This window comes from Enterobacter cloacae complex sp. IR5441 (assembly GCF_049238215.1).
Lineage (GTDB): Bacteria > Pseudomonadota > Gammaproteobacteria > Enterobacterales > Enterobacteriaceae > Enterobacter > Enterobacter hormaechei_C.
Map to the genome: position 1 here is coordinate 1 of NZ_JBMKIA010000041.1, position 22,923 is coordinate 22,923.

Here is a 22,923-nt window from a genome sequence, read left to right on the forward strand (position 1 = left end):
ACAACTAAGGCGAGTGATGGCACACTAAAAGCGGCATCGCCTGTAGCCCGTATTGTGAAAAGCCAGAAGGAATGTCAGCGCACTGACATCGACGAACAGGAATTCGCCTGGTGCGGCTGCGGTACTGCGAACACCGAAGCTGAAGGAATCAAAATTTCCCGGGTCGATGTTGGTGTTTATGTGCTGACAGGTTCGGCAGGCCTGGCATCAGAAGGCTGGCAGCTGCTGCCGCCAATGGACCCTGGCGGCATGGGGGAACTGGGTGTTGTTGAAGCAGAGCAGACAGAAAGCGGTGGGCTGACGATTCGGCTTTTTAAGCGGAAATACATACTCAGCGAAGAAGGCGAAATTGTTAAAACGAAAGGGGCTCCTATAGATGTTCCTGCCAACAGCTGGATCGACGTTCGCCTCGATATGCCAGAGGATAGCATCTGGAAAACAAGAGCTTCCGAAGCTTCTCTTGAACTGACAGAGCAGCCTGAGGACATTCAGCCTTAAAAATTAATAGGCGAACCCAAATTGATCTGCATTCCATTTGAAACTACTGTATATAAACACAGTAATAAAGGGAGTGCAGATTATGCCCCGAATTTCAGATATACAGGCCGCCTTTATTGCGGCCATAGAGCTTAACCCAAAGGGCTACCGCTACCTGAGAACAGACAGCTTTATAGAAAAGTTGCGTGGTTTTAACTGGCACTTCACCCGAGCCGACGCCAATGCATGGATAGAGCGCAATCAGCCAGGCTTCGCTGACAAGACGACAGACGGTAGCGACAACAGGTACTGGATCCTGAGAAACATGGGGAGGGTTCTTTAATGGGATTTCCTTCACCAGCAACAGACTACATTGAGCGCCGACTAACCCCAGCAATTCTGTGCAACATGGGGGCTGATAGCAGGGTGCTTGAAACGGATGTGGGGTTTGCGGTCATAGAGCCAGCAACGAAAAAGACACCTGGAGATGTGTTGTTAATTTTGTGCGACGGGCACACACAATTTGCAAAACTCATGGGCAAGGCGCTCATTACGGATGATGGTGAAGCGATTGAGGGATTAGCGCTTGAAGGAGTGGAAGTGCTGGGTAGGCTGACGTTCTTCATCAATCATGCGAGGGATGACGACGACAATCCGGTGATGTGATGTTTGCCCTTGTCGATGTGAACTCATTTTATGCAAGCTGTGAAACAGTATTCAGACCCGACCTGCGCGGGCGGCCAGTTGTCGTTCTGTCGAATAATGACGGCTGCGTAATAGCACGTAGCGCCGAGGCAAAGGCTGCCGGGATAGCGATGGGAGAGCCGTTCTTCAAGCAGAAGGAGTTGTTCCGGCGAGCTGGGGTTGTTTGCTTCAGCAGCAACTACGAGCTCTATGCAGATATGTCCAGCCGGGTGATGACTACGTTGGAAGAAATGAGCCCGCGTGTGGAAATTTACAGCATAGACGAAGCCTTTTGCGACCTTACCGGCGTAAGGAATTGCCGTGACCTGACTGAGTTCGGGAAAGAGATCCGCGCGACTATTTTACAGCGGACACATCTCACAGTCGGCGTAGGAATAGCCCAGACCAAGACGCTGGCTAAGCTGGCTAACCATGCTGCGAAAAAATGGCAGCGGCAGACGGGCGGGGTGGTCGATCTCTCAAACGTCGACCGGCAGCGAAGACTACTGGCACTGGTTCCTGTAGAGGATGTCTGGGGCGTTGGTCGGCGCATCAGCAAAAAGCTGAACGCTATGGGCATCAAAACGGCACTAGACCTCTCAGAACAAAGCACGTGGATTATCCGTAAACACTTTAACGTTGTTCTGGAGCGAACCGTTCGGGAGCTGCGCGGCGAGCCATGCCTGGATCTGGAGGAGTTCGCCCCGGTAAAGCAGGAAATTGTATGCAGCCGATCGTTTGGCGAACGTATTACTGACTATGAACACATGCGGCAGGCGATTTGCAGTTATGCGGCCCGTGGAGCTGAAAAGCTACGTGGTGAGCATCAGTACTGCCGTTTTATCTCCGCTTTCGTCAAGACCTCTCCATTTGCCCTTAATGAGCCGTATTACGGAAACAGCGCATCGGTAAGGCTGCTCACGCCAACTCAGGACAGCAGAGACATCATCAATGCCGCGGTAAAGTGTCTGGACAAAATATGGAAGGACGGTCACCGGTACCAGAAAGCGGGTGTCATGCTGGGCGACTTCTTCAGCCAGGGCGTGGCCCAGCTAAATCTTTTTGACGACAGTGCGCCTCGAGCTGGTAGCGAGAAGTTAATGGAAGTGCTGGATCACCTGAATGCAAAGGACGGAAAGGGCACGCTCTATTTTGCCGGGCAGGGTATACAGCAGCAGTGGCAGATGAAGCGTGAAATGCTGTCGCCTCGATATACCACGAGATATTCAGATTTGCTTAGAGTCCGATAAATTTTCTTGATGTCTTGGTCCGCTTTATTCCAGAAGGGGACGAAGAATTGCGATTGCAAAAAAATTAGTAGTTGAAAAGATGGCAGAATGAAGGAAGAATGTGCCAATATTGCTGAGGTTTAAAGGGATTTAGGGGCAAGATATGGGATTGTCTAATACAGTACAGAAAATCGTTATATCAACCATTGCGTTCAGCCTGGTCGCGGGATGTGCGCCGTTGCATCCTTCTGACTGCCATAAGACCACAGCTACGGGTAATTGCAGTTCAGGACGCTGGGATGATCAGGATGAATGGGGTAAGCAAGCTCGGGCAATCAGGGCGGCAATAAATGACAAACTTGATGAGCCTCAGAAATGGAAGGGAAAAAAATGCAGGTTGCATATTGAATTTGCTCAGGATGGCACGGCTTTAAAAATATCAACCAGCAATGGTAATAAAGCCTATTGCGAAGCGATTGAATCAGCAGCCCATAAAGCTAAATTCCCGGCCTTCAACAATCCGGAAGTCTACAGAGATTTTCAAAAATCCGGCTTTAATATGGGCGGATAGCAAGGCGATGCCTATCTAAATGTTCACTTCTCGCTCATTTAGAACGCGCCTGGTTTCTTTAACTTTTTATTGTGCTGCCTCGATTAGTTCCGGCCCCTGGTTCTTAACATTCCCCACGGCACGCGTAACGGCGTGCCAGATAAACTTGTCGGCGGGCACAGCACCGTCGGCAGCTATCTCTTCAGCTTCCTTTCCGCCTATATCCTGGCGCATCCATTCGCGGGCAGTTTCCGGTGAAAGAACAAGTGGACGGCGGTCGTGGATATCGACTAGGCCTTTATCAGCTGCGGACGTCACAATCAGAAAACCTTCTGCTTCATCGCCGCTTTCAAATGGCGTGCTACCGATCGCTGCCATGAATATTGGCTGGCCGTCGGCGCGGTGAATGAAGTAGGGCTGCTTCTTGTCGCCTTCTTTCTTCCATTCGAACCAGCCGTCAGCAAAGCAGATCGCCCGGCCATGCTGCCAGAGAGGCTTGAACATTCGGCTGGTGGCCGCCGTCTCGACGCGCGCGTTAATCAAAGGGGATTTATCCCACCACCCGGGTGCATATCCCCAGAACACAGGATCGAGGTGCAGTTGCTCGTCGCGTTCGCTCAGTAGCAGGACCTTGGTACCGGGTGCGACGTTGAATCGGCCAATAGGTTCCGGGTCATAAGCGATGTCACGATCGGCTTCATCGGCCAGATATGCCAGATATTCTTCACGGGTTTGGGCTTGTGCAAAACGTCCACACATAGAAACCTCCAGTCAGACAGACTGAAAGTATAGGGCAGGGAGAAAAAGTAGCGCGCGCTGGTTAAGTCTTACAATCGGATCGGTGGGGATTATGCTGATGGTAGAGGTAGGCGTAAAGCTTCGTGTTACGAAACTGGAAGGAGCTACGCAAAGTTGGGGGACCGGGAAATTACATAGCGATGTCTGGTGGCATGGCTATGCATTCTCTGTGTCATAGATGTGTCATGCATGGATGTATCACAAGAAAACGAGAAAGCAGGTAACGACACGTAATGACACAAATGCGTAGCGAGCGCGGAAAAACCAATGATATTACAGTGCGTTAAATAGTACTCTACGTTCTTCTAAGCCGTAGGTCGTAGGTTCGAATCCTACAGGGCGTGCCATTAAATTTCACAGATTGCCGCCTGCGCGACGTCCTGCTGATTTTCTCCATGAAATACCCCTCGCGAAAGTAGCGTTAACGCACATTTTTCACAGCACAATTGACTGTTATAACAGTATTTTTCTTACCCTATGGCAATTTTGCTATTCCTCTACCATGCTCATATCACCTCACTCTTACTCGTGGGGCTTTTCGTAGTTGCTGATTAATCTCAAGGAAAAAGGTTATGAAAAAAACGACTGCTATTTTGATGGGCGCTGCATTTCTGTTTACCACCAATACCTTTGCGGCTGAACTGCTGACGAAAAACGAGTTTGAGAAAGTGGAATCACAGTATGAAAAAATCGGTACGGTTAGCACTTCCAATGAAGTCTCGGTAGACGACGCGAAAAAAGAGCTGATCGAGAAAGCCGATAAAGAAGGTGCTGATGTTCTGGTGCTGACTTCCGGCAACACCAACAACAAAATTCACGGTACCGCCGATATTTTCAAGAAAAAATAATGCCTTAGCAACCACCCCTGTTTCGGGGTGGTTGCGCGCCATACCTCCCGCCAGCCTTGTTTCTTGTCTCTTCTCGCTCAGAGATGCCCGTTGACACTTGATTACGCATTCATAATGCGTATAGTTCTCATTTGCATTTCTTTTAATAACTTTTAAGGCCCGACAACGGGTCATTTTTGCGCGCACGTTAAGAGCTCATTATGAACAACACCACAATGCACAAAACGCTGCTGGCGATTGCCATCGGCGCGGTTACACACTCCGCTTTTGCGGCGGATGAGAAAAAAGAGGACACCATCGTGGTCCAGTCCACGGCGGGGAGTGATTTCAAACCCGGTGGTGACCAGCTGCTTCCAGCCTTCCTCGACGGCCAGGTGGCGAACGGCGGGCGCATGGGTATGCTCGGTCAGCAGAACGCCATGGACGTGCCGTTCAACATCATCAGCTACACCTCGAAGCTGGTGGAAGATCAGCAGGCAAAAACCATTGCTGACGTGGTTGCCAACGACGCGGGCGTACAATTTGTTCAGGGTTACGGCAACAGCGCGGAAACCTTCCGCATTCGCGGCCTGAAGTTTGACGGCGACGATATGACCTTTGGCGGATTGTCCGGGGTGCTGCCGCGTCAGGTGGTGGATGCCCAGATGGTCGACCGTATCGAGATTTTCAAAGGGGCCAACTCCCTGATGAACGGCGCCGCAAGCTCCGGCGTGGGCGGGATGATCAACCTTGAGCCAAAACACGCGGGCGACACCCCGCAGGCGAAAGTGGGCGTTGACTACACCTCGGATTCCCAGATTGGCACCACGCTGGATGCGGGTCGTCGCTTTGGCGATAACGACCAGTTTGGCGCGCGCGTGAACCTCGTGCATCGCGAAGGGGAAACCGGCGTGCCGAACGACCGCCGCCGCACCACGCTGCTCTCCACCGGCCTGGATTACAAAGGCGACCGCTTCCGCACCTCGCTGGACCTGGGCTACCAGAAAAAAACCTTCCACGGCAGCCCAACCAGCGTCAACATCTCGGCGGTGGACTTTGTGCCTGAGCCGCCGAAGAACGATCGCAACTTCTCGCAGAAGTGGGCCTACAGCGATATCGAAAACGAGTTCGGGATGTGGCGCAGCGAGTATGACATCACCGATAGCTGGACGGCATATACCGGTCTCGGCGCGCAGCACGCGCACGAAGAAGGGATCTACAGCGCGCCGAAGCTCCTCGATAAGAGCGGTAATGCGACGGTCAGCCGCCTTGATACCAACCGCATCAGCGATTCCGTCAGCGGCATGGCGGGCATTCGCGGTAACTTTGACACCGGTTTTGTCTCGCACAAGGTCAACGTCGGGTATTCAGCGATGACCAAAAACGAAAAAATCGCGTGGAAAATGTCGGCGGCGGCAGATAACCCGACCACCAACATCTATCACAACACCGGCGTGGCTATGCCGGACAGCAGCAACTTCAGCGGCTCTGGCGGCAAATACAGCGATCCGCTGACCAGCGGGCGCACCCGCACGCAGGGCTGGCTGCTGAGTGATACCCTGGGCGTGCTGGATGACAAGCTGCTGTTCACCGCAGGCGCACGTCATCAGAAAGTTGTCATCCGCGGGTACAACAAAATCACCGGCGCGGAAAACGACGCGGACGGTTTCGACGGCAGCCGCTGGATGCCAACCTACGGCGTAGTCTATAAACCGTGGGAGGAAATTTCCCTCTACGCCAACCACACCGAGGCGTTACAGCCCGGTGAAACTGCGCCGAACACTGCTACTAACTACGGCCAGAGCACCGGTATCGTGCACTCTAAGCAGAACGAAGTGGGCGTAAAGGCGGACTTTGGCCGCGTGGGCGGCTCCCTGGCGCTGTTTGAGATCAAAATGCCGTCGGCGATCCTTGACGACAGCGGTCACTACGGCCTGGATGCAGAACAACGTAACCGCGGCGTGGAGCTGAACGTCTTCGGCGAGCCAATGCTTGGGATGCGTCTGAATGCCAGCGCCACCTGGTTGCAGGCCGAGCTGACCAAAACCAAAAACGGCGTCAATCAGGGCAACGATGCGATCGGTATTCCGAGCTTCTACGCCGTGCTGGGCGCAGAGTACGATATCAAGCCGATTGAAGGCCTGACGGCGACCGCACGCGTTAACCACTCCGGCACGCAGTATGCCGATCTTGCGAACACCAAAAAGCTGGACAGCTACACCACGCTGGATCTGGGCATGCGCTATCGCTTCGCGGTGAACCACAATGAAAACCAGATGACCGTGCGGGCAGGCATCGACAACGTGACCAACGAGAACTACTGGTCAAGCGTGGACGATTCCGGTACTTACATCACTCAGGGCGAGCCGCGTACCTTTAAGGTCTCGGTTGGCTACGAGTTCTAAGCGTTCCACCTCGTTATCCGGGGCAGGGACGCCCCAATCCCTTCGTTGTCGTGTTATAAAATTGTAATAAAAGCTTCTTACACTGGTCGCCACATCCTTACCTCTTGGCCAATGACAGGAAGCCGCTATGGGCAGACCCCTCAAATCCGTATTTAAAAAAGAACATCGCGACGATATCAGTAACCGCAGCGCTAACCCGGTATTCTCCGAGGTTGCAGAGGTGTTCCTCTCCCGCCGCCGTTTTCTCCAGATGGGGGCCGTAGCGGGGGCCGCCGTATCATTCCCGTATCTGATCACACCCGAAAATGCCATTGCCGCGGTATCGAAGCCTTCTGCGCTGGCAAAAGCAGTTTCCCTGGGCTTTACCAGCATCGACGTCTCCACGGAAGACACGGTCAGGGTGCCAGAAGGCTATATTGCCCGCCCGTTCTATCGCTGGGGTGATCCGACGGGGATCAAAGACAACATGCCGGCATTTAAGCCGGACGCCAGCAATACCACAGACGAACAGGCTGTGCAGGCGGGCATGCACCACGACGGCATGGCGTGGTTTAGCCTGCCGCAGGGGGCGCAAAACCCGGAACATGGCCTGCTGGCGCTGAACCATGAATACATCGATAACGGGATGCTGTTTACCGACGGTACGGCGAACTGGAGCCTCGATAAAGCCCGCAAGGGGCAGAACGCGATGGGCGTGTCGGTGGTGGAAGTGAAAAAAACGGGCAGCGGCTGGGAGGTGGTGCGTCCGTCTTCCTTCGCCCGGCGTATTACCGTCAATACGCCGATGCAGCTTACCGGCCCGGCGCGGCATCAGGATTTAATGAAAACCGCCGCCGATCCGCAGGGGGAACGCGTTCTGGGCACCATGCAGAACTGCGCCAACGGCCACACGCCTTGGGGCACCTATCTCACCTGCGAGGAGAACTGGTCGGACATTTTTGTGAAAAAAGCCGATCTCAATCCGCTGGAAAAACGCTACGGCATTAGCGACAGCGATGAGTCCTATCGCTGGAACGAGGTGGATGAGCGGTTCAGCGTCGATAAAACCCCTAACGAACCCAACCGTTTCGGCTGGGTGGTGGAGATCGATCCCTACAACTCGACCTCCACGCCGCGCAAGCACACCGCGCTGGGCCGCTTCAAGCATGAGGGGGCCGCCGTCACGCTCGCCGCCGATAATCGCGTGGTGGTCTACATGGGCGACGACCAGAAGTTTGAGTACATCTATAAGTTTGTCTCCGACAAAAAATACGATCCCGCGAACCGGGAAGCCAATATGCAGCTGCTGACGTCCGGCACGCTGTACGTCGCCAGGTTCAACCAGGACGGAAGCGGCGACTGGCTGCCGCTGATCTTCGGGCAAAATGGCCTGGATAAAAGCAACGGGTTTGAAAGCCAGGGCGATCTGCTGATCAAAACCCGCCTGGCGGCCGACGCGGTGGGGGCAACGAAAATGGATCGTCCCGAGTGGATTGCCGTCGATCCGCACGCCAGCGGCAGCGTCTACTGTACGCTCACCAACAACAGCGATCGCGGTAAAGAGGGGAAGGCACCGGTCGATGCCGCTAACCCGCGCGCCAACAACGTATTTGGTCACATCATGCACTGGCACGAAGAGGGTGCCGATCCTGCCGCCGCACGCTTTAAGTGGGATATTCTGGTTATGGCCGGGCGTACCGACGGCGACGATCCGAAGGCCAAAGGCTCCATGCAGGGCGCGGCATTCGGCAGCCCGGATGGGTTGTCGTTCGATCACCAGGGCGTCCTGTGGATCCAGACCGACGTCTCCTCCAGCACCATCAATAAGAAAGCGTACGAGGGGATGGGCAATAACCAGATGGTCGCCACCATTCCGGGCACCAACGAGTATCGCCGTTTTCTGACCGGGCCGCGCGGATGTGAAATCACCGGCATTGCGTTTACGCCGGACAACCGCACGCTGTTTATCAACATTCAGCATCCGGGGGAGGGCGGGGATGATATTACCGACCCGGCCAATCCGCGCGCTGTTTCCAACTGGCCAGACGCCAGCCCGAACGGGCGTCCGCGATCGTCAACGGTGGTGATTACCAAAGCGGACGGCGGGATCATCGGGTCGTGACGTTTATCCGCCGGGCGCATGCGCTGGCCCGGCGTTAAGCTTGCTACCACCAGCATGAAGTGTTAAAACGTGCCCCTTCTAAAAAAGAGACAGGGGTAGGGCGTGAAAGACGCGTCATCCGCTTCAGGCCATGGTAGCGCTGAAGCTTCGTCGGATCAGAGTCCGACGCTGCAACGTGGTTTGCAAAATCGACATATTCAGTTAATTGCCCTTGGCGGCGCGATCGGTACCGGGCTGTTTCTCGGCATCGGCCCCGCCATTCAAATGGCTGGCCCGGCGGTTCTGCTGGGTTACGCTATCGCCGGGATTATCGCCTTCCTGATCATGCGCCAGCTCGGCGAGATGGTCGTTGAAGAGCCGGTGTCCGGCTCCTTCGCACACTTTGCCTATAAATACTGGGGGCCGTTCGCAGGCTTCCTCTCCGGCTGGAACTACTGGGTGATGTTCGTGCTGGTGGGCATGGCAGAGCTGACCGCCGCTGGCATCTATATGCAGTACTGGCTCCCGGACGTGCCGACGTGGATTTGGGCCGCGGCCTTCTTCATCATCATTAACGCCGTTAACCTTGTGAACGTGCGCCTGTATGGCGAGACCGAGTTCTGGTTTGCGCTGATCAAGGTGCTGGCGATTATTGGCATGATCGGCTTTGGCCTGTGGCTGCTGTTCTCCGGTCACGGCGGCGAGCGTGCAAGCATCGACAACCTGTGGCAGCACGGCGGCTTTCTGGCGACCGGCTGGAAAGGGCTGATCCTGTCGCTGGCGGTCATTATGTTCTCCTTCGGCGGGCTGGAGCTGATTGGCATCACCGCGGCTGAAGCGCGCGATCCGCACAAAAGCATTCCGAAAGCGGTCAACCAGGTGGTGTACCGTATCCTGCTGTTCTATATCGGCTCGCTGGTGGTGCTGCTGGCGCTCTATCCGTGGGTAGAAGTGAAATCTGACAGTAGCCCGTTCGTGATGATCTTCCACGATTTGAACAGCAACGTGGTGGCTTCGGCGCTCAACTTCGTCATTCTCGTGGCGTCATTGTCGGTTTACAACAGCGGGGTTTACTCCAACAGCCGCATGCTGTTTGGCCTCTCCGTACAGGGCAACGCGCCGAAGTTCCTCACCCGCGTCAGCCGTCGCGGCGTGCCGATCAATTCGCTGTTCCTTTCTGGCGCTATCACCTCGCTGGTGGTGCTGATTAACTATCTGCTGCCGAAAGAGGCGTTTGGCCTGCTGATGGCGCTGGTTGTCGCCACGCTGCTGCTGAACTGGATCATGATCTGCCTGGCGCACCTTCGCTTCCGCGCGGCGATGCGACGCAAGGGGCGCGAGACGCAGTTTAAAGCGCTGCTCTATCCGGCGGGGAACTACCTCTGTATCGCCTTCCTCGGCCTGATTCTGGTGCTGATGTGCACCATGGATGAGATGCGCCTGTCAGCGATGCTGCTGCCGGTGTGGGTGGTGTTCCTGTTTATCGCGTTTAAGCTTTCACGCAAAAAGTAGCGCGGTTTTCTCCCTCTCCCTGTGGGAGAGGGCCGGGGTGAGGGCACCAGACCGCACCAAACCAGACCGCACCCGCCTTCACGCCCGGTGGCGCTGCGCTTACCGGGCCTACATGTTCGGGGACGTTATTTAGTAGGCCGGGTAAGGCGCAGCCGTCACCCGGCACCTCCCCTTCACCTTTATCGTGACTCCCCTCCCAATTCTGTTTTGATCCACAGGATCTTTGTTTTGTAATCGATTACTTTTCATTTGAACGAATTTGTAATCGATTACTTTTTCCGGGTGAGGCTTATCATGGTGTCAACTGAGAGTAGTGAAAAGGCGATAACGCAGCACCGGCTGCTGGTGCCGCGTCTGTCGCTGATGATGTTTCTGCAATTTTTTATCTGGGGTAGCTGGTCGGTCACGCTTGGCCTGGTGATGACCCGGCACAACATGTCTTTGCTGATTGGCGACGCGTTCTCTGCCGGACCCATCGCTTCCATTCTTTCGCCGTTCGTGCTCGGGATGCTGGTGGACCGCTTCTTTGCCTCGCAGAAGGTGATGGCGGTGATGCACCTCGCGGGCGCGGCGATCCTCTGGTTCGTGCCGGGGGCGCTGATTGCTGAGAACGGCGCGCTGCTGATTGGCCTGCTGTTTGGCTACACGCTCTGCTATATGCCGACGCTGGCGCTGACCAACAACATTGCGTTTCACAGTCTGGCGAACGTGGATAAAACCTTCCCGGTAGTGCGCGTGTTCGGCACCATCGGCTGGATCGCGGCGGGCATTTTCATCGGCGTCACCGGCGTGGCGTCCAGCGTCACCATCTTCCAGGTGGCGGCGGTCAGCTCCGTGTTGCTGGCGATCTACAGCCTGACGCTGCCGCACACGCCCGCCCCGGCGAAAGGCCTGCCGGTAAAGGTGCGGGATCTCTTCTGCGCGGACGCCTTCGCGCTGCTCAAAACCCGCCACTTCTTCGTTTTCTCCGTCTGCGCGATGCTGATCTCCGTCCCGCTCGGCACCTATTACGCCTACACCGCCTCGTATCTGGCGGATGCCGGCATTGCCGACGTCAGCACCGCCATGTCCTTCGGGCAGATGTCTGAGATCGTCTTCATGCTGGTTATTCCTCTGCTGTTCCGCCGCCTGGGCGTGAAATATATGCTGCTGATCGGCATGCTGGCGTGGTTTGTACGTTATGCCATGTTCGCGCTGGGCGTCAGCGAGGAGGGGCGCATTCTGCTGTATCTCGGCATTCTGCTCCACGGCGTCTGCTACGATTTCTTCTTTGTCGTTGGCTTTATCTACACCGACCGCGTGGCGGGCGAAAAGGTCAAAGGCCAGGCGCAGAGCATGATCGTGATGTTCACCTACGGCATCGGCATGCTGCTCGGCTCGCAGATTTCCGGCGCGCTCTACAACCGTCTGGTGGCAGGGCAGACCGTGCCGCAGGCGTGGGTCACATTCTGGTGGATCCCGGCGGTGGCTGCCGCGGCGATCGCGCTGATTTTCCTTCTCACGTTTAAGTATGACGATGACAAGGCGTAACGTTCAGGAGGTGGTATGAGGACAATGAAAGGACCGGGCATTTTTCTGTCGCAGTTTATTGGCGGGGAAGCGCCCTTCAACACGCTCGACGGGCTGGCAGGATGGGCGGCGGGGAAGGGTTACAAAGCGGTGCAGATCCCCTGCAACCATCCGCATATCTTTGATGTGGAGAAAGCCGCAGAGAGTCAGGCCTACTGCGACGACATCACCGCCAGGCTGGCCGCGCATGGGCTGGTCATCAGCGAGCTGTCGACCCATCTGGAAGGGCAGCTTGTTGCGGTAAACCCGGTTTACAGCGAGGCGTTTGACCACTTCGCCCCTGCTTCCGTGCGGGGTAACGAGGCGGCGCGTCAGGCGTGGGCGACGGAAAAGCTGAAGCAGGCGGCGGTCGCCTCGGCCCGATTAGGCCTGAAAGCACACGCCACCTTCTCCGGATCGCTGGCCTGGCCGTTTTTCTACCCGTGGCCGCCGCACAACGAGCAGCGTTTTCAGGAGGCGTTCCAGGCGCTGGCAGCCCGCTGGCGGCCGATTCTGGATACCTTCGACGAGCAGGGCGTGGACGTCTGCTTTGAGCTGCATCCGGGGGAAGATCTGCACGACGGCGTCACCTTCGAGCGTTTTCTTGCGCTGGTCGATAACCATCCGCGCTGTAATATTCTCTACGATCCAAGCCATATGCTGCTCCAGCAGATGGACTATCTGGCCTTTATCGATATCTTCCATGCGCGCATCAAAGCGTTCCACGTGAAGGACGCCGAGTTCCGCCCCAGCGGGCGCAGCGGCGTCTACGGCGGCTACCAGCCGTGGATCAACCGCGCCGGACGCTTCCGCTCGCCCGGCGACGGACAGATCGACTTTAAGGGCATTTTCAGCAAGCTGACCCAGTACGACTACGACGGCTGGGCGGTGCTGGAGTGGGAGTGCTGCCTGAAGGATGGCGATACCGGCGCGAGTGAGGGCAGTGAATTTATCCGCCGTCATATCATCCCGGTTTCCGGACGGGCGTTTGATGATTTCGCCGCAGGGGGCAGCCATGATTAACGTCGGGATTATCGGCAGCGGGTTTATTGGCCCGGCGCATATCGAGGCGCTCAGGCGTCTCGGGTTTGTGCAGGTGGTCGCGCTCTGTGACGGCTCGCTCGTTAAGGCGCAGGAAAAGGCGCGCCAGCTCAATGTGCCGCACGCCTGTGCCAGCGTGGAGGAACTGCTCGCGCTCCCTAATCTGCACGCGGTGCACAACTGCACGCCGAACCACCTGCACGCGGAGATTAACTGCCAGATCCTGCGTGCGGGCAAGCACGTGTTTTCCGAAAAGCCGCTGTGCATGACGCCGGACGAGGCGCGCGAGCTGGTGGCGCTGGCGGAGCAGGCAGGCGTGGTGCATGGCGTGAGTTTTGTCTATCGCCAGTTTGCGATGGTGCGCCAGGCGGCGAGCATGATGCGTGCGGGCAGCCTCGGGCGGCTGTTTGCCTCGCACGGCAGCTATTTACAGGACTGGATGCTGCTGGAAACCGACTACAACTGGCGGGTGGATACCGCGCTCGGCGGCGCGTCGCGGGCGGTGGCGGATATCGGCTCCCACTGGTGCGATACGGTACAGTATGTGACCGGCAGGCGTATTACCGAGGTGATGGCTGATTTATCCACCGTCTGGCCGACGCGCAAGGCCAGCGCGGGCGGTCATCAGACCTTCTCCCATGACGAGCAGGCGGAGTATGAAGACAAACCGGTCACCACCGAAGACTTTGGCTCGGTGCTATTCCGCTTTGACGACGGCAGCAAGGGCAGCTTTAGCGTCTCGCAGGTGAGCGCGGGGCGAAAAAATCGCCTGACCTTTGAAATTAACGGCAGCGAGCAGTCGGTGGCGTGGGATCAGGAAATCCCGCAGCAGCTGTGGGTCGGCCATCGCGCCAGGGCAAACCAGATACTCTGCGACGATCCGGGCCTGATGAACCGTGACGTGGCCGACAGCGCCCACTTCCCCGGCGGGCACATTGAAGGCTGGCCGGATGCCTTTAAAAATATGATGGCGCAGTTTTACCGTGCCGTGCAGGCGGGCGCGATGCCGGATAATCCGCAGTTTGCCACCTTCCACGATGGCGCCTGTGTGATGTATATCATTGATGCGATTATGAAAAGTCATCAGCAGCAGCGCTGGGTGCGCGTGGAATACTGACGCATTGCCCGGTTCGCCGGGCAATCAATTTATGGTAGCCTGCACAAAACGCTAACCGCAGGATGTATCGTCGCTATGTCAATTCAGAAAATCGCTCAACTGGCCGGGGTATCCGTAGCAACGGTCTCCCGCGTACTGAATAACAGCGATACCGTGAAGGCGAAAAACCGCGAGCGCGTTTTGCAGGCGATCCAGGAGAGTAACTATCAGCCCAATCTGCTGGCGCGTCAGCTGCGCACTGCCCGCAGCTATATGATCCTGGTGATGGTCTCGAACATCGCCAACCCGTTCTGCGCCGAAGTGGTGAAGGGCATTGAAGCCGAGGCAGAAAAGAACGGCTATCGCATTCTGCTGTGCAACTCCGGCTCGGATATTGAGCGCTCCCGCTCGGGCTTAAGCCTGCTCTCCGGCAAAATCGTCGACGGCATTATCACCATGGATGCATTCTCGAAACTGCCGGAGCTGGCCGCGCTGATTGGCAACGCGCCGTGGGTGCAGTGCGCTGAATACGCCGATGCGGGCGCGGTCTCCTGCGTGGGGATTAATGATGTTGATGCCTCCCAGCACGTTGTCAGCCAGCTTGCCGACGGGGGACGCAAACGCATTGCGCTCATCAACCACGACCTCAGCTACAAATATGCCCGTCTGCGCGAGCGCGGCTATAAGAGCGTCATACACCTGCGGGATCTGGACTATCAGGCGGTGGAGTACGCCAGTGAGCTCAGCTCTGGTGCGGGCATGGCGGCGATGCAAAACCTGTTAAAAGCAAACCCGCCGGATGCGGTGTTTGCCGTTTCCGATACGCTGGCGGCGGGGGCGCTGCGCGCCATTCAGCAGGCAGGGCTGCGGGTGCCAGAAGATATCGCGGTGGTCGGCTTTGACGGCACCGAGCTGGCGGAGATGATTTCACTCACCACTATTGAACAGCCGTCGCGGGATATCGGGCGCAAGGCGGTCAATCTGCTGTTAAATAAGATCGACAACCCGGATGCGCCCACGGAAAGGGTCATGATGGACTGGCGCTTTATTTCCCGCGCCAGCTCCTGATTATCTGGCGATGACGCCAGCCAGCGAGCGAATATCGTTTCCGGTTGGCGACTGGTGAATACGCAGGCCAAATTCATCTACCACCGCGAAAATATGATCGAAGATGTCGGCCTGAATATCTTCGTATTCCGCCCAGATCACCGTGTTGGTAAAGGCATATATTTCAATCGGCAGCCCGTTGGCATCCGGCGCGAGCTGGCGCACCATCAGCGTCATATCTTTGCGAATGCGCGGGTGGTTACGCAGATATTCATTCAGGTAGGCACGGAAGGTGCCGATATTGGTCATCTTGCGCAGGTTTAATACCGATTCCCCTTCGCCGTTCTGCTGATTCCACAGGTTAATTTCCTCATGACGCGCCGCCAGATACGGCTTCAGCAGTTTCGCCTGAATCAGTTTCTGCTGCTCCTGCTCGTCGAGGAAATGAATGCTGGTGGTATCGATATTCAGGCTACGCTTGATGCGGCGACCACCGGAGGCGGACATGCCGCTCCAGTTGATGAACGCATCGGACACCAGCGCCCAGGTCGGGATGGTGGTGATGGTGTTATCGAAGTTGCGCACTTTAACGGTGGTCAGGCCGATGTCGGTCACCGTGCCGTTGGCGCCGTACTTCGGCATCTCCAGCCAGTCGCCGAGCTTGAGCATGTCGTTGGCGGAGAGCTGAATGCCCGCCACTAAGCCCAGTATCGGGTCTTTAAAGACCAGCATCAGAACGGCAGCCATCGCACCCAGGCCGCTTATCAGAATGGCGGGTGACTGACCGATCAGCAGGGAGATAATCAGTATCCCCACCAGAATGGCACTCACCAGCTTAACGCCCTGGAATATCCCCTTCAGCGGCAGCTGCGAGGCGGTGGCCATTTTCTGCGACAGATTGAAAATCACGTCCAGCAACGAGAAGAAGGAGAGCAGGGCATAAACCATCACCCACAATTTCGCGCAGGTGGTGAGTAATTCCGCCGCTTCGCTGCCTTTTTGCAGCCACAGAACCGCCTGAACGTTGACGATTATCCCCTGGAGGGTAAACGCCAGACGGTGAAATAATTTGTTCTGCGTAATGATCTGCAACCATAAATGACTGCTGGCCTGGGCGCGTTTCTCGAATGCGCGCAGCACCACTTTGTGCAGAATAAAATGAACGATAATGGCTGTAAGAAAAATAATACCAAAGATAATCACTAAAGAGGTGGTGTGATTAATTTCAATCCCTAACTCTTCAACCTGAGCAATTAATTCCTGCATAACGTCTCCTGTATTGATGCAGCCCCATAATGGCGGCTGCGGATCTATTATGCAAATTCAGGCAGTTTTATTTTGTCGCCGGACAGGCCTTGACGACCGGTAAACACAGACGATGACGCATACGCAGCGTGACCAGCGCCAGCACCACCATCATGGCCGTTTCCACCATCAGGAAGACGTTGACCGCCTGGGTGTAATCTCCGTGATGATTTTGCAGCCCGTGCAGCAAAATCGCGCCGAAAATGGCCGGGCCAAGCCCCAGCGCAGCCTGTTGCAGCGTGCTTAAAATCGCGCTCGCGGCCCCCGCGTCGTCAGGCTGAATATCGCGCATCCCGATACGGTAGAAGCTGTTTACAATCAGCGCCTGCCCGTAACCCACCAGCCCGGTGGCTGGGGCCAGCGTCAGCGCGGTATTCTGCATTCCCCAGTGACGGAACGTGGCGATCAGCGCCACCAGGCCGACAAGCTGAATCGCAAGCCCGGTCAGCAGGATGGCGCTGGTGCTGTAGCGGGCAATCAGGCGTGGGGCGAACCAGGCAGAAATAAAATAGGTGACGCCAAGCGCGATAAAGCTGTTCCCGGACTGCCACGGCGCCATCCCCAGACCGCTTTGCATGGTCAGCGCCATACAGAACATGAACCCGGACCAGACGCTGAAAAAGAGTATCCCGATCAGCACGCCAAAGCGGATGCTGCGCAGCTGTAACAGGCGCGGCGCGATGAGCGGGTGGGCATTCTCACGCTCTTTTTTGCGCGCGTTCAGCACCATCAAACAGGCCAGCGGCACAATCGCCAGCAGTGCGGCCTTCAGCGGCCACGACCAGTGCCACTGCGGGCCGAGCGCCATCGGGAACAGCAGACAGCACAGTATTGCCGTCAGCAGGACAGTCCCGGTCCAGTCAATGCGCGACGGCGTGTCGCGGCGGGTTTCCGGCACGTAGCGACGGCTCAGCGCCAGCACCACCAGACAAATCGGCACGTTGATAAAGAAGGCGTTGCGCCAGCCCAGCCCGGCGATGTCCGCCGATACCAGCCAGCCGCCACCCATCTGGCCGACGATAAACGCAATTCCGCCGATACCCCCGAACAGGCTGATCGCTCTGGCGTGTGCCGTTCCTTTTAACGTCACATGCAACGTCGCGAGAATTTGCGGCATGATCAGCGCGGCGCCCGCACCCTGCATAATGCGCGCGCCAAGCAACTGTTCGATATTTCCCGCCATGCCGCACAGCAGTGAGGCCAGGCCAAAACACGCCACGCCCCACATAAACAGGCGACGGCGGCCAAGGTTATCGCCCAGCTTGCTGCCGGGGGCCAGGCAGACGGCAAAGGCCACGCCGTAGAGGGCGACGATCAGCTCCAGTTCGGTGGCGGTGGCGTGTAACGAATGGGTGATGGAATCCAGCGCCACGTTGGTGATTGAGGTATCAATCAGCGGCAGCATCTGGCCGGTTAACAGCAATATCAGGCCCGCACGACCCGGTGAAACAACTGACGTATTCATGGTGACTCCATTGCGTCAAACAGCGTAGAGTCGTAGCATCAACCATCTGATAAACGGGTACCAGTTCTTGCTTATACTGGTACTGACACTACCATGCAGGAGATGTTATGGCGCTGATGTCTGAACCTGTCACCTCTCTCCAGGATGACACCCGCAAGCAGCTGGGCGCGTTTTTGCGTGCCCGGCGCGAAAGCCTCGATCCGCAGCGGCTCGGCTTACCGCGCAGCGGCCGCCGCCGCACGCCGGGCCTGCGGCGAGAGGAGGTGGCGATGCTCGCGGATGTCGGCGTGACCTGGTACACCTGGCTGGAACAGGGCCGGGACGTCAATCCGTCCAGCGCGGTGATGGCCGCCATCGCAAAAGCGCTGCAATGCACCCCGACCGAAGCCCGACATCTTTTTGTGCTCGCCGGTTTGCCGCCGGGCGAAGCCCCGCAGGCGGTGTGTTGCGAGGGGATCAGCGAAGGCACGCGTCGCCTGCTGGATACCCTGATGCCGAAACCAGCCAGTATTCAGAAACCGAATTTCGATATCGTGGCCTGGAACGACAGCTTCGGACACCTGATGGGCGTCGATTTCAACGCCATCCCGCCGGAAGATCGCAACTGTATTTACCTGTTCCTCACCCATCCGGCGTGGCGCGCGCGGCTCGGCAAACGTGACGACGTGCTGCCGATTTTCGTCTCCTACTTCCGCGCGGCCATGGCTGAGCACCGGGGCGACCCGCTCTGGGAAGCGAAGCTGGCGCGTTTTTTTGCGGTGTCCGAAGAGTTCAAAACCCTGTGGCACCAGCGTAACGACGTGCGCGGCGTGGAGAACCAGCTCAAGCTGTTCACCCATCCCGAGCTGGGGGATTTTCATCTCCAGCAGATGTACTGGTACTCTGCGCCGCGAAACGGATCGCGGCTGCTGGTCTATTTACCCGTGGATGAGGCAGGGGAGAGGGCGATGGCGTGGCTGGCGGAGCAGGGGAAATAAGTTTTTTGCGCGGGGCTTTCAGGGAATCAACGCGGATCCGGTCCTGCCTGGAATAAGCTGGTAAGGTGAATCACGAAAGGCAAAATTAGCCTTTAATGCAAATTGCCTTACATGCTAATATTATCAGGGATGAAATACAGTGTTCAGACTTATCGTTCATGCGGCAGTCAGGGAGGAGATCCTCTCATTGCCTGCGGGAGTACAGGCGAAGCTGATTCGCCAGCTTGATAAATTACGCAACAACCCGACAGTATTGCGTGAACCTGACAGCAAACCCTTACCCAATGGTTTGTTCGAAATCCGAACCGTCGGGCTGATCCATACTCGTGGGATCTACGTTTATCAGCGGGAAAGAACCATTTTTCTGCTGCGGGTGTTTATCAAGAAGACGCAAAAAACGCCCTCTGCTGAACTCCGTCTGGCACTGAAACGACAACAGGAGATGTTGGATGAGCAAAAAGATTATTGACTGGGACGAACTCAGAGCTGAACTGTTAAGCGATTCAGAAGTTCAGGCTTCCTTTGATGCAGAAGAGCGCAAGGAACGCCTGCGGGAGATGCTGGCGCAATGGCGCAATCATGCTGGTCTGACGCGCGCCCAGGTGGCGGAGCGGATGGGCGTCAGCGCACCGACGGTATCACGAATGGAAGCAAATATTACCCGGGCGAGTCTCGATACATTAACGCGTTATGCGCTGGTGTGCGGGGTAAAGCATCCGCAGATAACGCTTTACTGAAAACGGGCACGCCGATAGCCGGCGTGCCAGAAGCGCTTAGCATTCAGTCACAATCGTGCTCAGCGGCAGGCGAGATTTCGGCAGCGTGGCGTTGAAATCTTCCACGCTGTGATGCCCGACCGGGACCACCACCAGGCTGGTGAAGCCTTTCTCTTTCAGGCCAAACTCTTCGTCGAGGATCGCGGCGTCAAACCCTTCGATGGGTACCGCATCCAGGCCCATCGCGGCCACGCCCAGCAGGAAGTTGCCGACGTTCAGGTAAACCTGCTTCGCCATCCACTGGTCGTCATCTTTCAGATCCACGCGGTGCATGTCGGCAAAATAGCAGCGGCCTTTGTGGTTCGCGGCTTTAGCTTCTGGCGTGGCGAAACGGCCGTCAGCCTCTTCCTGATCGACAACGCGCTCAAGCCAGGCATCGTCCATCGCGGTTTTCGCGCAGAACACCACCACGTGAGAGGCATCCAGCATTTTGCGTTCGTTAAACACATAGGTGCCCGCCGCGGATTTTGCCACGCGCGCTTTACCCTCTTCAGTGCTGGCAACAATAAAGTGCCACGGCTGGGAGTTGGTGCTGGACGGGCTGTATTGCAGCAGCGTTTTGATTTTTTCCGCTTCTTCTGCGGTCAGTTTTTTGGCTGGGTCGAACGCCTTGGTAGAGTGGCGTTTCAGGGCGACAGAAATAATATCCATAACAACTCCTGGTGATGAAATTCGCCCGCGGGCGGGCGTGAAAGGAAAGCAGATTACCGCGCGAAGCGGGAAAAGATAAGTGCGATTCGAGCGCTTATTCTGTTCGTCTCAGACGAACAATCAGGCTGGCCGAATCCACTTCTGATCTTTTTTCGGCAGTTTATCAACGACCAGATTCCACGAATCCGTAATCAGGTCGGTGACCAGTTCAGGCGTGATGTCGTCCGTGCCATAAAGTGAGATCCAGTGTTTTTTATTCAGATGGTAACCGGGCTCCACGCCACGGTAGATCTGCTGATTGAGCAGCGATTTTTCCGGATCGGATTTCAGGCTGACGTGGGCCCGACCGTGTGCGGTCGCCATCAGCATAAAAATTTTCCCGCCCACCTTAAACACGTCATACTCCGGGCCAAACGGCCAGCAATGTTCGGTAAAAGGCATCTCCAGCGCGACGCGTCTGGCATGTTCCTGCAAGGATTTACTGTCCATGGTTATCTTCCTCAGCAAGCCCGCGCCACATGGCTTCAAAGCCCAGCGCTTTAAAATCGACGGCACGGGACGGATCGCGGGCGGCAAACTCCATGGTGGTTTCAGCCAGCGATAAGAACATTGCATCACCGAAGGTCTTAAACTCGTCAGACATAAACACCGGGCGGATCGAACGACGACACAGTTCATGCAGTTCCGGGAACATGTCTTTCACCGCCTGCTCGGTTTCGGCGTTCAGCTTTTCACTGACGCCAATCTGGCGGATAGCCGCATGCGCCAGGGGGTTACGAATGCCCCAGTCTACATAGCTGTTCCAGATATTGCGGGTATGCTCTTTTGGCTCGGTGATGGTGCGATCGAGATTCGCCAGCATGGTCTGGCAGAGATCCTGTTTCAGATGCAGGTAGAGGGCATTCAGCAGATCGTCTTTGGTAGCAAAGTAGCGAAACAGTGTCCCTTCAGCGACGCCCGCATTACGGGCAATTAACGCCGTTGAGGCGGCAATACCTGACTGCGCAAACGCAGCCGTTGCTGCTTCCAGTAAGGCCTGTTTTTTATCTTCACTCTTCGGACGTGCCACTAAATTTTTCCTCCCGTCAATTGTAAAAGCCCTGATTGAAACACGAGCCTTGATACGCTGCAACGCGGAATGTCAAAGAACGAAAACCTTCTTGACGGCGTAATCATCCTATCTATAATGAGTGCTTACTCACTCATAATCAAGTGTCACCCGCGCAAACCATCGGATGGGGCGCGTAGGCGGGTCAGGAAATGAAAAAGCCTCTATTCATCTGCGTGGTGTTAGTCATGATTATTGCTTCAGCTGCCAGTTTACCGTTTGTACTGAATGCCGGATTTGGCCAGCCACCGCAGGGTGCGCAGCTCTCTGAAGTGGAAGCCTCTCCGCACTATCGCGACGGGCAATTCCATAACACGCTCCCTACGCCGGGCTTTACCGGGCAACAAAATATGCTGGTGGCGTGGTGGCAGTTCCTTACCCGTAAAACCGAAAACGCCCGTCCAGCGCAGCCGCTGCCGCTGGTGAAAACCGATCTGGCGAGCCTGTCGCCTGAACAGGACACGCTGGTGTGGCTCGGCCACTCCTCCTGGTATATGCAGCTGGCGGGGAAACGCATCCTGATCGATCCGGTTCTGAGTAGCTACGCCGCACCGTTCTCCTTCCTCAATAAAGCGTTTGCGGGGGAGTACCCGTGGCGTGCGGAGAGCATACCGGAGATCGACCTGCTGATTATCTCCCACGATCACTATGACCATCTGGATTACGCCACCATCAAGGCGCTGCTGCCGAAGGTTAAGCGCGTGGTCACGCCGCTGGGCGTGGGTTCGCATCTGCGCTACTGGGGGATGAACCCGGAGATTATCGACGAGCGGGACTGGAACCAGTCGGTGCATATCAGCGATACGCTGACGATTTACGTTCTGCCGGCGCGCCATTTTTCCGGGCGCGGCATTAAGCGTAACCAGACCCTGTGGGGCAGCTTTATGTTTGTCACCCCAGAGCGAAAGGTCTACTACAGCGGAGACTCCGGTTACGGCCCGCACTTCAAAGCGATTGGCGAGCAGTTTGGCGGAGTTGACTTAGCCATCATGGAAAACGGCCAGTACGACCAGGACTGGAAGTACATCCATATGCATCCGGCGGAAACGGCGCAGGCCTCGGCAGATCTCAATGCCAAAGCGGTCGTACCGGGACATAACGGGCGTTTTGTGCTGGCGAAACATACCTGGAACGATCCACTGATCCAGCTGGCGAAAGCCAGTAAGGATAAAAACTACCGGCTGCTGACGCCGGAGCTGGGCGAGCCCGTGCGGGTGAGTGATACCACGCACTGAGAGATCCCCTCATAATTTCCCCAAAGCGTAACCATGTGTGAATAAATTTTGAGCTAGTAGGGTTGCAGCCACGAGTAAGTCTTCCCTTGTTATTGTGTAGCCAGAATGCCGC

General features: G+C 56.4%; 23 protein-coding genes and 1 pseudogene. 17 read left to right on the top strand and 7 right to left on the bottom strand.

What is annotated here, in order from left to right:
- The 5 genes and pseudogenes from ACOTX5_RS23625 to ACOTX5_RS23645 all read left to right on the top strand — a co-directional run.
- Positions 1-498: pseudogene (locus ACOTX5_RS23625) on the top strand (phage tail protein); the annotation flags it as partial.
- 82 nt (positions 499-580) lie between these two features.
- Positions 581-820 carry a hypothetical protein gene (locus ACOTX5_RS23630; RefSeq protein WP_022650864.1) on the top strand — a complete coding sequence of 80 codons (240 nt, stop codon included), beginning with the start codon at positions 581-583 and terminating at the stop codon, positions 818-820.
- On the top strand, positions 820-1,143 hold the full coding sequence (locus ACOTX5_RS23635; protein WP_126501133.1) for a hypothetical protein: 324 nt from the start codon (positions 820-822) through the stop codon (positions 1,141-1,143). The genes ACOTX5_RS23630 and ACOTX5_RS23635 overlap by 1 nt, the downstream gene beginning before the upstream one ends.
- Positions 1,143-2,411 (top strand): Y-family DNA polymerase, encoded by a 1,269-nt coding sequence (locus tag ACOTX5_RS23640; protein WP_126501134.1) that lies wholly within the window; start codon positions 1,143-1,145, stop codon positions 2,409-2,411. The genes ACOTX5_RS23635 and ACOTX5_RS23640 overlap by 1 nt, the downstream gene beginning before the upstream one ends.
- Positions 2,412-2,553: 142 nt before the next feature.
- Positions 2,554-2,961, top strand: a complete 408-nt coding sequence (locus ACOTX5_RS23645) for a cell envelope integrity TolA C-terminal domain-containing protein (protein WP_032666022.1) — start codon at positions 2,554-2,556, stop codon at positions 2,959-2,961.
- A 66-nt stretch (positions 2,962-3,027) separates the two neighbouring features.
- On the opposite strand, the gene ACOTX5_RS23650 is transcribed toward ACOTX5_RS23645, so the two are convergent.
- On the bottom strand, positions 3,028-3,699 hold the full coding sequence (locus tag ACOTX5_RS23650) for an SOS response-associated peptidase (RefSeq protein ID WP_045324550.1): 672 nt from the start codon (positions 3,697-3,699) through the stop codon (positions 3,028-3,030).
- A gap of 611 nt (positions 3,700-4,310) precedes the next feature.
- Between ACOTX5_RS23650 and yahO the strand changes: the two genes are divergently transcribed.
- From yahO to ACOTX5_RS23690, 8 genes are all read left to right on the top strand, one after another.
- Positions 4,311-4,586, top strand: a complete 276-nt coding sequence (gene yahO, locus ACOTX5_RS23655) for a DUF1471 family periplasmic protein YahO (RefSeq protein WP_015571217.1) — start codon at positions 4,311-4,313, stop codon at positions 4,584-4,586.
- Positions 4,587-4,786: 200 nt separating this feature from the next.
- Positions 4,787-6,970 (top strand): TonB-dependent receptor, encoded by a 2,184-nt coding sequence (locus tag ACOTX5_RS23660; RefSeq protein WP_045910689.1) that lies wholly within the window; start codon positions 4,787-4,789, stop codon positions 6,968-6,970.
- 127 nt (positions 6,971-7,097) lie between these two features.
- Positions 7,098-9,071, top strand: a complete 1,974-nt coding sequence (locus tag ACOTX5_RS23665; protein WP_039271417.1) for a PhoX family protein — start codon at positions 7,098-7,100, stop codon at positions 9,069-9,071.
- Between the two features lie 102 nt (positions 9,072-9,173).
- Positions 9,174-10,562, top strand: coding sequence for a phenylalanine transporter (pheP, locus tag ACOTX5_RS23670; protein WP_017382559.1), 1,389 nt, complete (start codon positions 9,174-9,176; stop codon positions 10,560-10,562).
- Positions 10,563-10,856: 294 nt separating this feature from the next.
- Positions 10,857-12,092, top strand: coding sequence for an MFS transporter (locus ACOTX5_RS23675; protein ID WP_015571216.1), 1,236 nt, complete (start codon positions 10,857-10,859; stop codon positions 12,090-12,092).
- Between the two features lie 15 nt (positions 12,093-12,107).
- A complete protein-coding gene (locus ACOTX5_RS23680; RefSeq protein WP_045910688.1) occupies positions 12,108-13,133 on the top strand; it encodes a sugar phosphate isomerase/epimerase family protein in 1,026 nt (341 codons plus the stop codon).
- The gene (locus ACOTX5_RS23685) at positions 13,126-14,268 is read left to right on the top strand and encodes a Gfo/Idh/MocA family protein (protein WP_045910687.1); all 1,143 of its coding nucleotides are present in this window, start codon (positions 13,126-13,128) and stop codon (positions 14,266-14,268) included. The genes ACOTX5_RS23680 and ACOTX5_RS23685 overlap by 8 nt, the downstream gene beginning before the upstream one ends.
- Positions 14,269-14,343: 75 nt before the next feature.
- The gene (locus ACOTX5_RS23690; RefSeq protein WP_015571213.1) at positions 14,344-15,315 is read left to right on the top strand and encodes a LacI family DNA-binding transcriptional regulator; all 972 of its coding nucleotides are present in this window, start codon (positions 14,344-14,346) and stop codon (positions 15,313-15,315) included.
- Here the strand turns inward: ACOTX5_RS23690 and ACOTX5_RS23695 are convergent, their stop codons facing one another.
- Complete coding sequence (locus ACOTX5_RS23695; protein WP_015571212.1) at positions 15,316-16,560, bottom strand: mechanosensitive ion channel family protein; 1,245 nt, start codon at positions 16,558-16,560, stop codon at positions 15,316-15,318.
- Positions 16,561-16,627: 67 nt separating this feature from the next.
- Positions 16,628-18,064 (bottom strand): MFS transporter, encoded by a 1,437-nt coding sequence (locus ACOTX5_RS23700; RefSeq protein WP_015571211.1) that lies wholly within the window; start codon positions 18,062-18,064, stop codon positions 16,628-16,630.
- A gap of 107 nt (positions 18,065-18,171) precedes the next feature.
- On the opposite strand from ACOTX5_RS23700, the gene ACOTX5_RS23705 reads away from it, so the two are divergent.
- The 3 genes from ACOTX5_RS23705 (at position 18,172) to ACOTX5_RS23715 (ending at position 19,778) form a co-directional block, all read left to right on the top strand.
- Positions 18,172-19,041 (top strand): helix-turn-helix transcriptional regulator, encoded by an 870-nt coding sequence (locus ACOTX5_RS23705; protein WP_017382554.1) that lies wholly within the window; start codon positions 18,172-18,174, stop codon positions 19,039-19,041.
- Between the two features lie 139 nt (positions 19,042-19,180).
- A complete protein-coding gene (locus ACOTX5_RS23710; protein ID WP_017382553.1) occupies positions 19,181-19,510 on the top strand; it encodes a type II toxin-antitoxin system RelE/ParE family toxin in 330 nt (109 codons plus the stop codon).
- Positions 19,491-19,778, top strand: a complete 288-nt coding sequence (locus ACOTX5_RS23715) for a helix-turn-helix domain-containing protein (protein ID WP_015571209.1) — start codon at positions 19,491-19,493, stop codon at positions 19,776-19,778. Before ACOTX5_RS23710 ends, ACOTX5_RS23715 begins: the two co-directional genes overlap by 20 nt.
- A 36-nt stretch (positions 19,779-19,814) precedes the next feature.
- On the opposite strand, the gene nfsB is transcribed toward ACOTX5_RS23715, so the two are convergent.
- The 3 genes from nfsB to ACOTX5_RS23730 all read right to left on the bottom strand — a co-directional run bounded on the left by nfsB (position 19,815) and on the right by ACOTX5_RS23730 (position 21,537).
- Complete coding sequence (gene nfsB, locus ACOTX5_RS23720) at positions 19,815-20,468, bottom strand: oxygen-insensitive NAD(P)H nitroreductase (RefSeq protein ID WP_003858884.1); 654 nt, start codon at positions 20,466-20,468, stop codon at positions 19,815-19,817.
- A 120-nt stretch (positions 20,469-20,588) separates the two neighbouring features.
- Positions 20,589-20,957, bottom strand: coding sequence for an MmcQ/YjbR family DNA-binding protein (locus tag ACOTX5_RS23725; RefSeq protein ID WP_003858883.1), 369 nt, complete (start codon positions 20,955-20,957; stop codon positions 20,589-20,591).
- A complete protein-coding gene (locus ACOTX5_RS23730) occupies positions 20,947-21,537 on the bottom strand; it encodes a TetR/AcrR family transcriptional regulator (RefSeq protein ID WP_003858882.1) in 591 nt (196 codons plus the stop codon). The genes ACOTX5_RS23725 and ACOTX5_RS23730 overlap by 11 nt, the downstream gene beginning before the upstream one ends.
- A 191-nt stretch (positions 21,538-21,728) precedes the next feature.
- On the opposite strand from ACOTX5_RS23730, the gene ACOTX5_RS23735 reads away from it, so the two are divergent.
- The gene (locus tag ACOTX5_RS23735; protein ID WP_063945282.1) at positions 21,729-22,811 is read left to right on the top strand and encodes an MBL fold metallo-hydrolase; all 1,083 of its coding nucleotides are present in this window, start codon (positions 21,729-21,731) and stop codon (positions 22,809-22,811) included.
- A 9-nt stretch (positions 22,812-22,820) separates the two neighbouring features.
- Here ACOTX5_RS23735 and ACOTX5_RS23740 read toward each other — a convergent pair.
- A partial coding sequence (locus ACOTX5_RS23740) for a hypothetical protein (RefSeq protein ID WP_223230349.1) occupies positions 22,821-22,923 on the bottom strand: 103 nt, incomplete at its 5' end.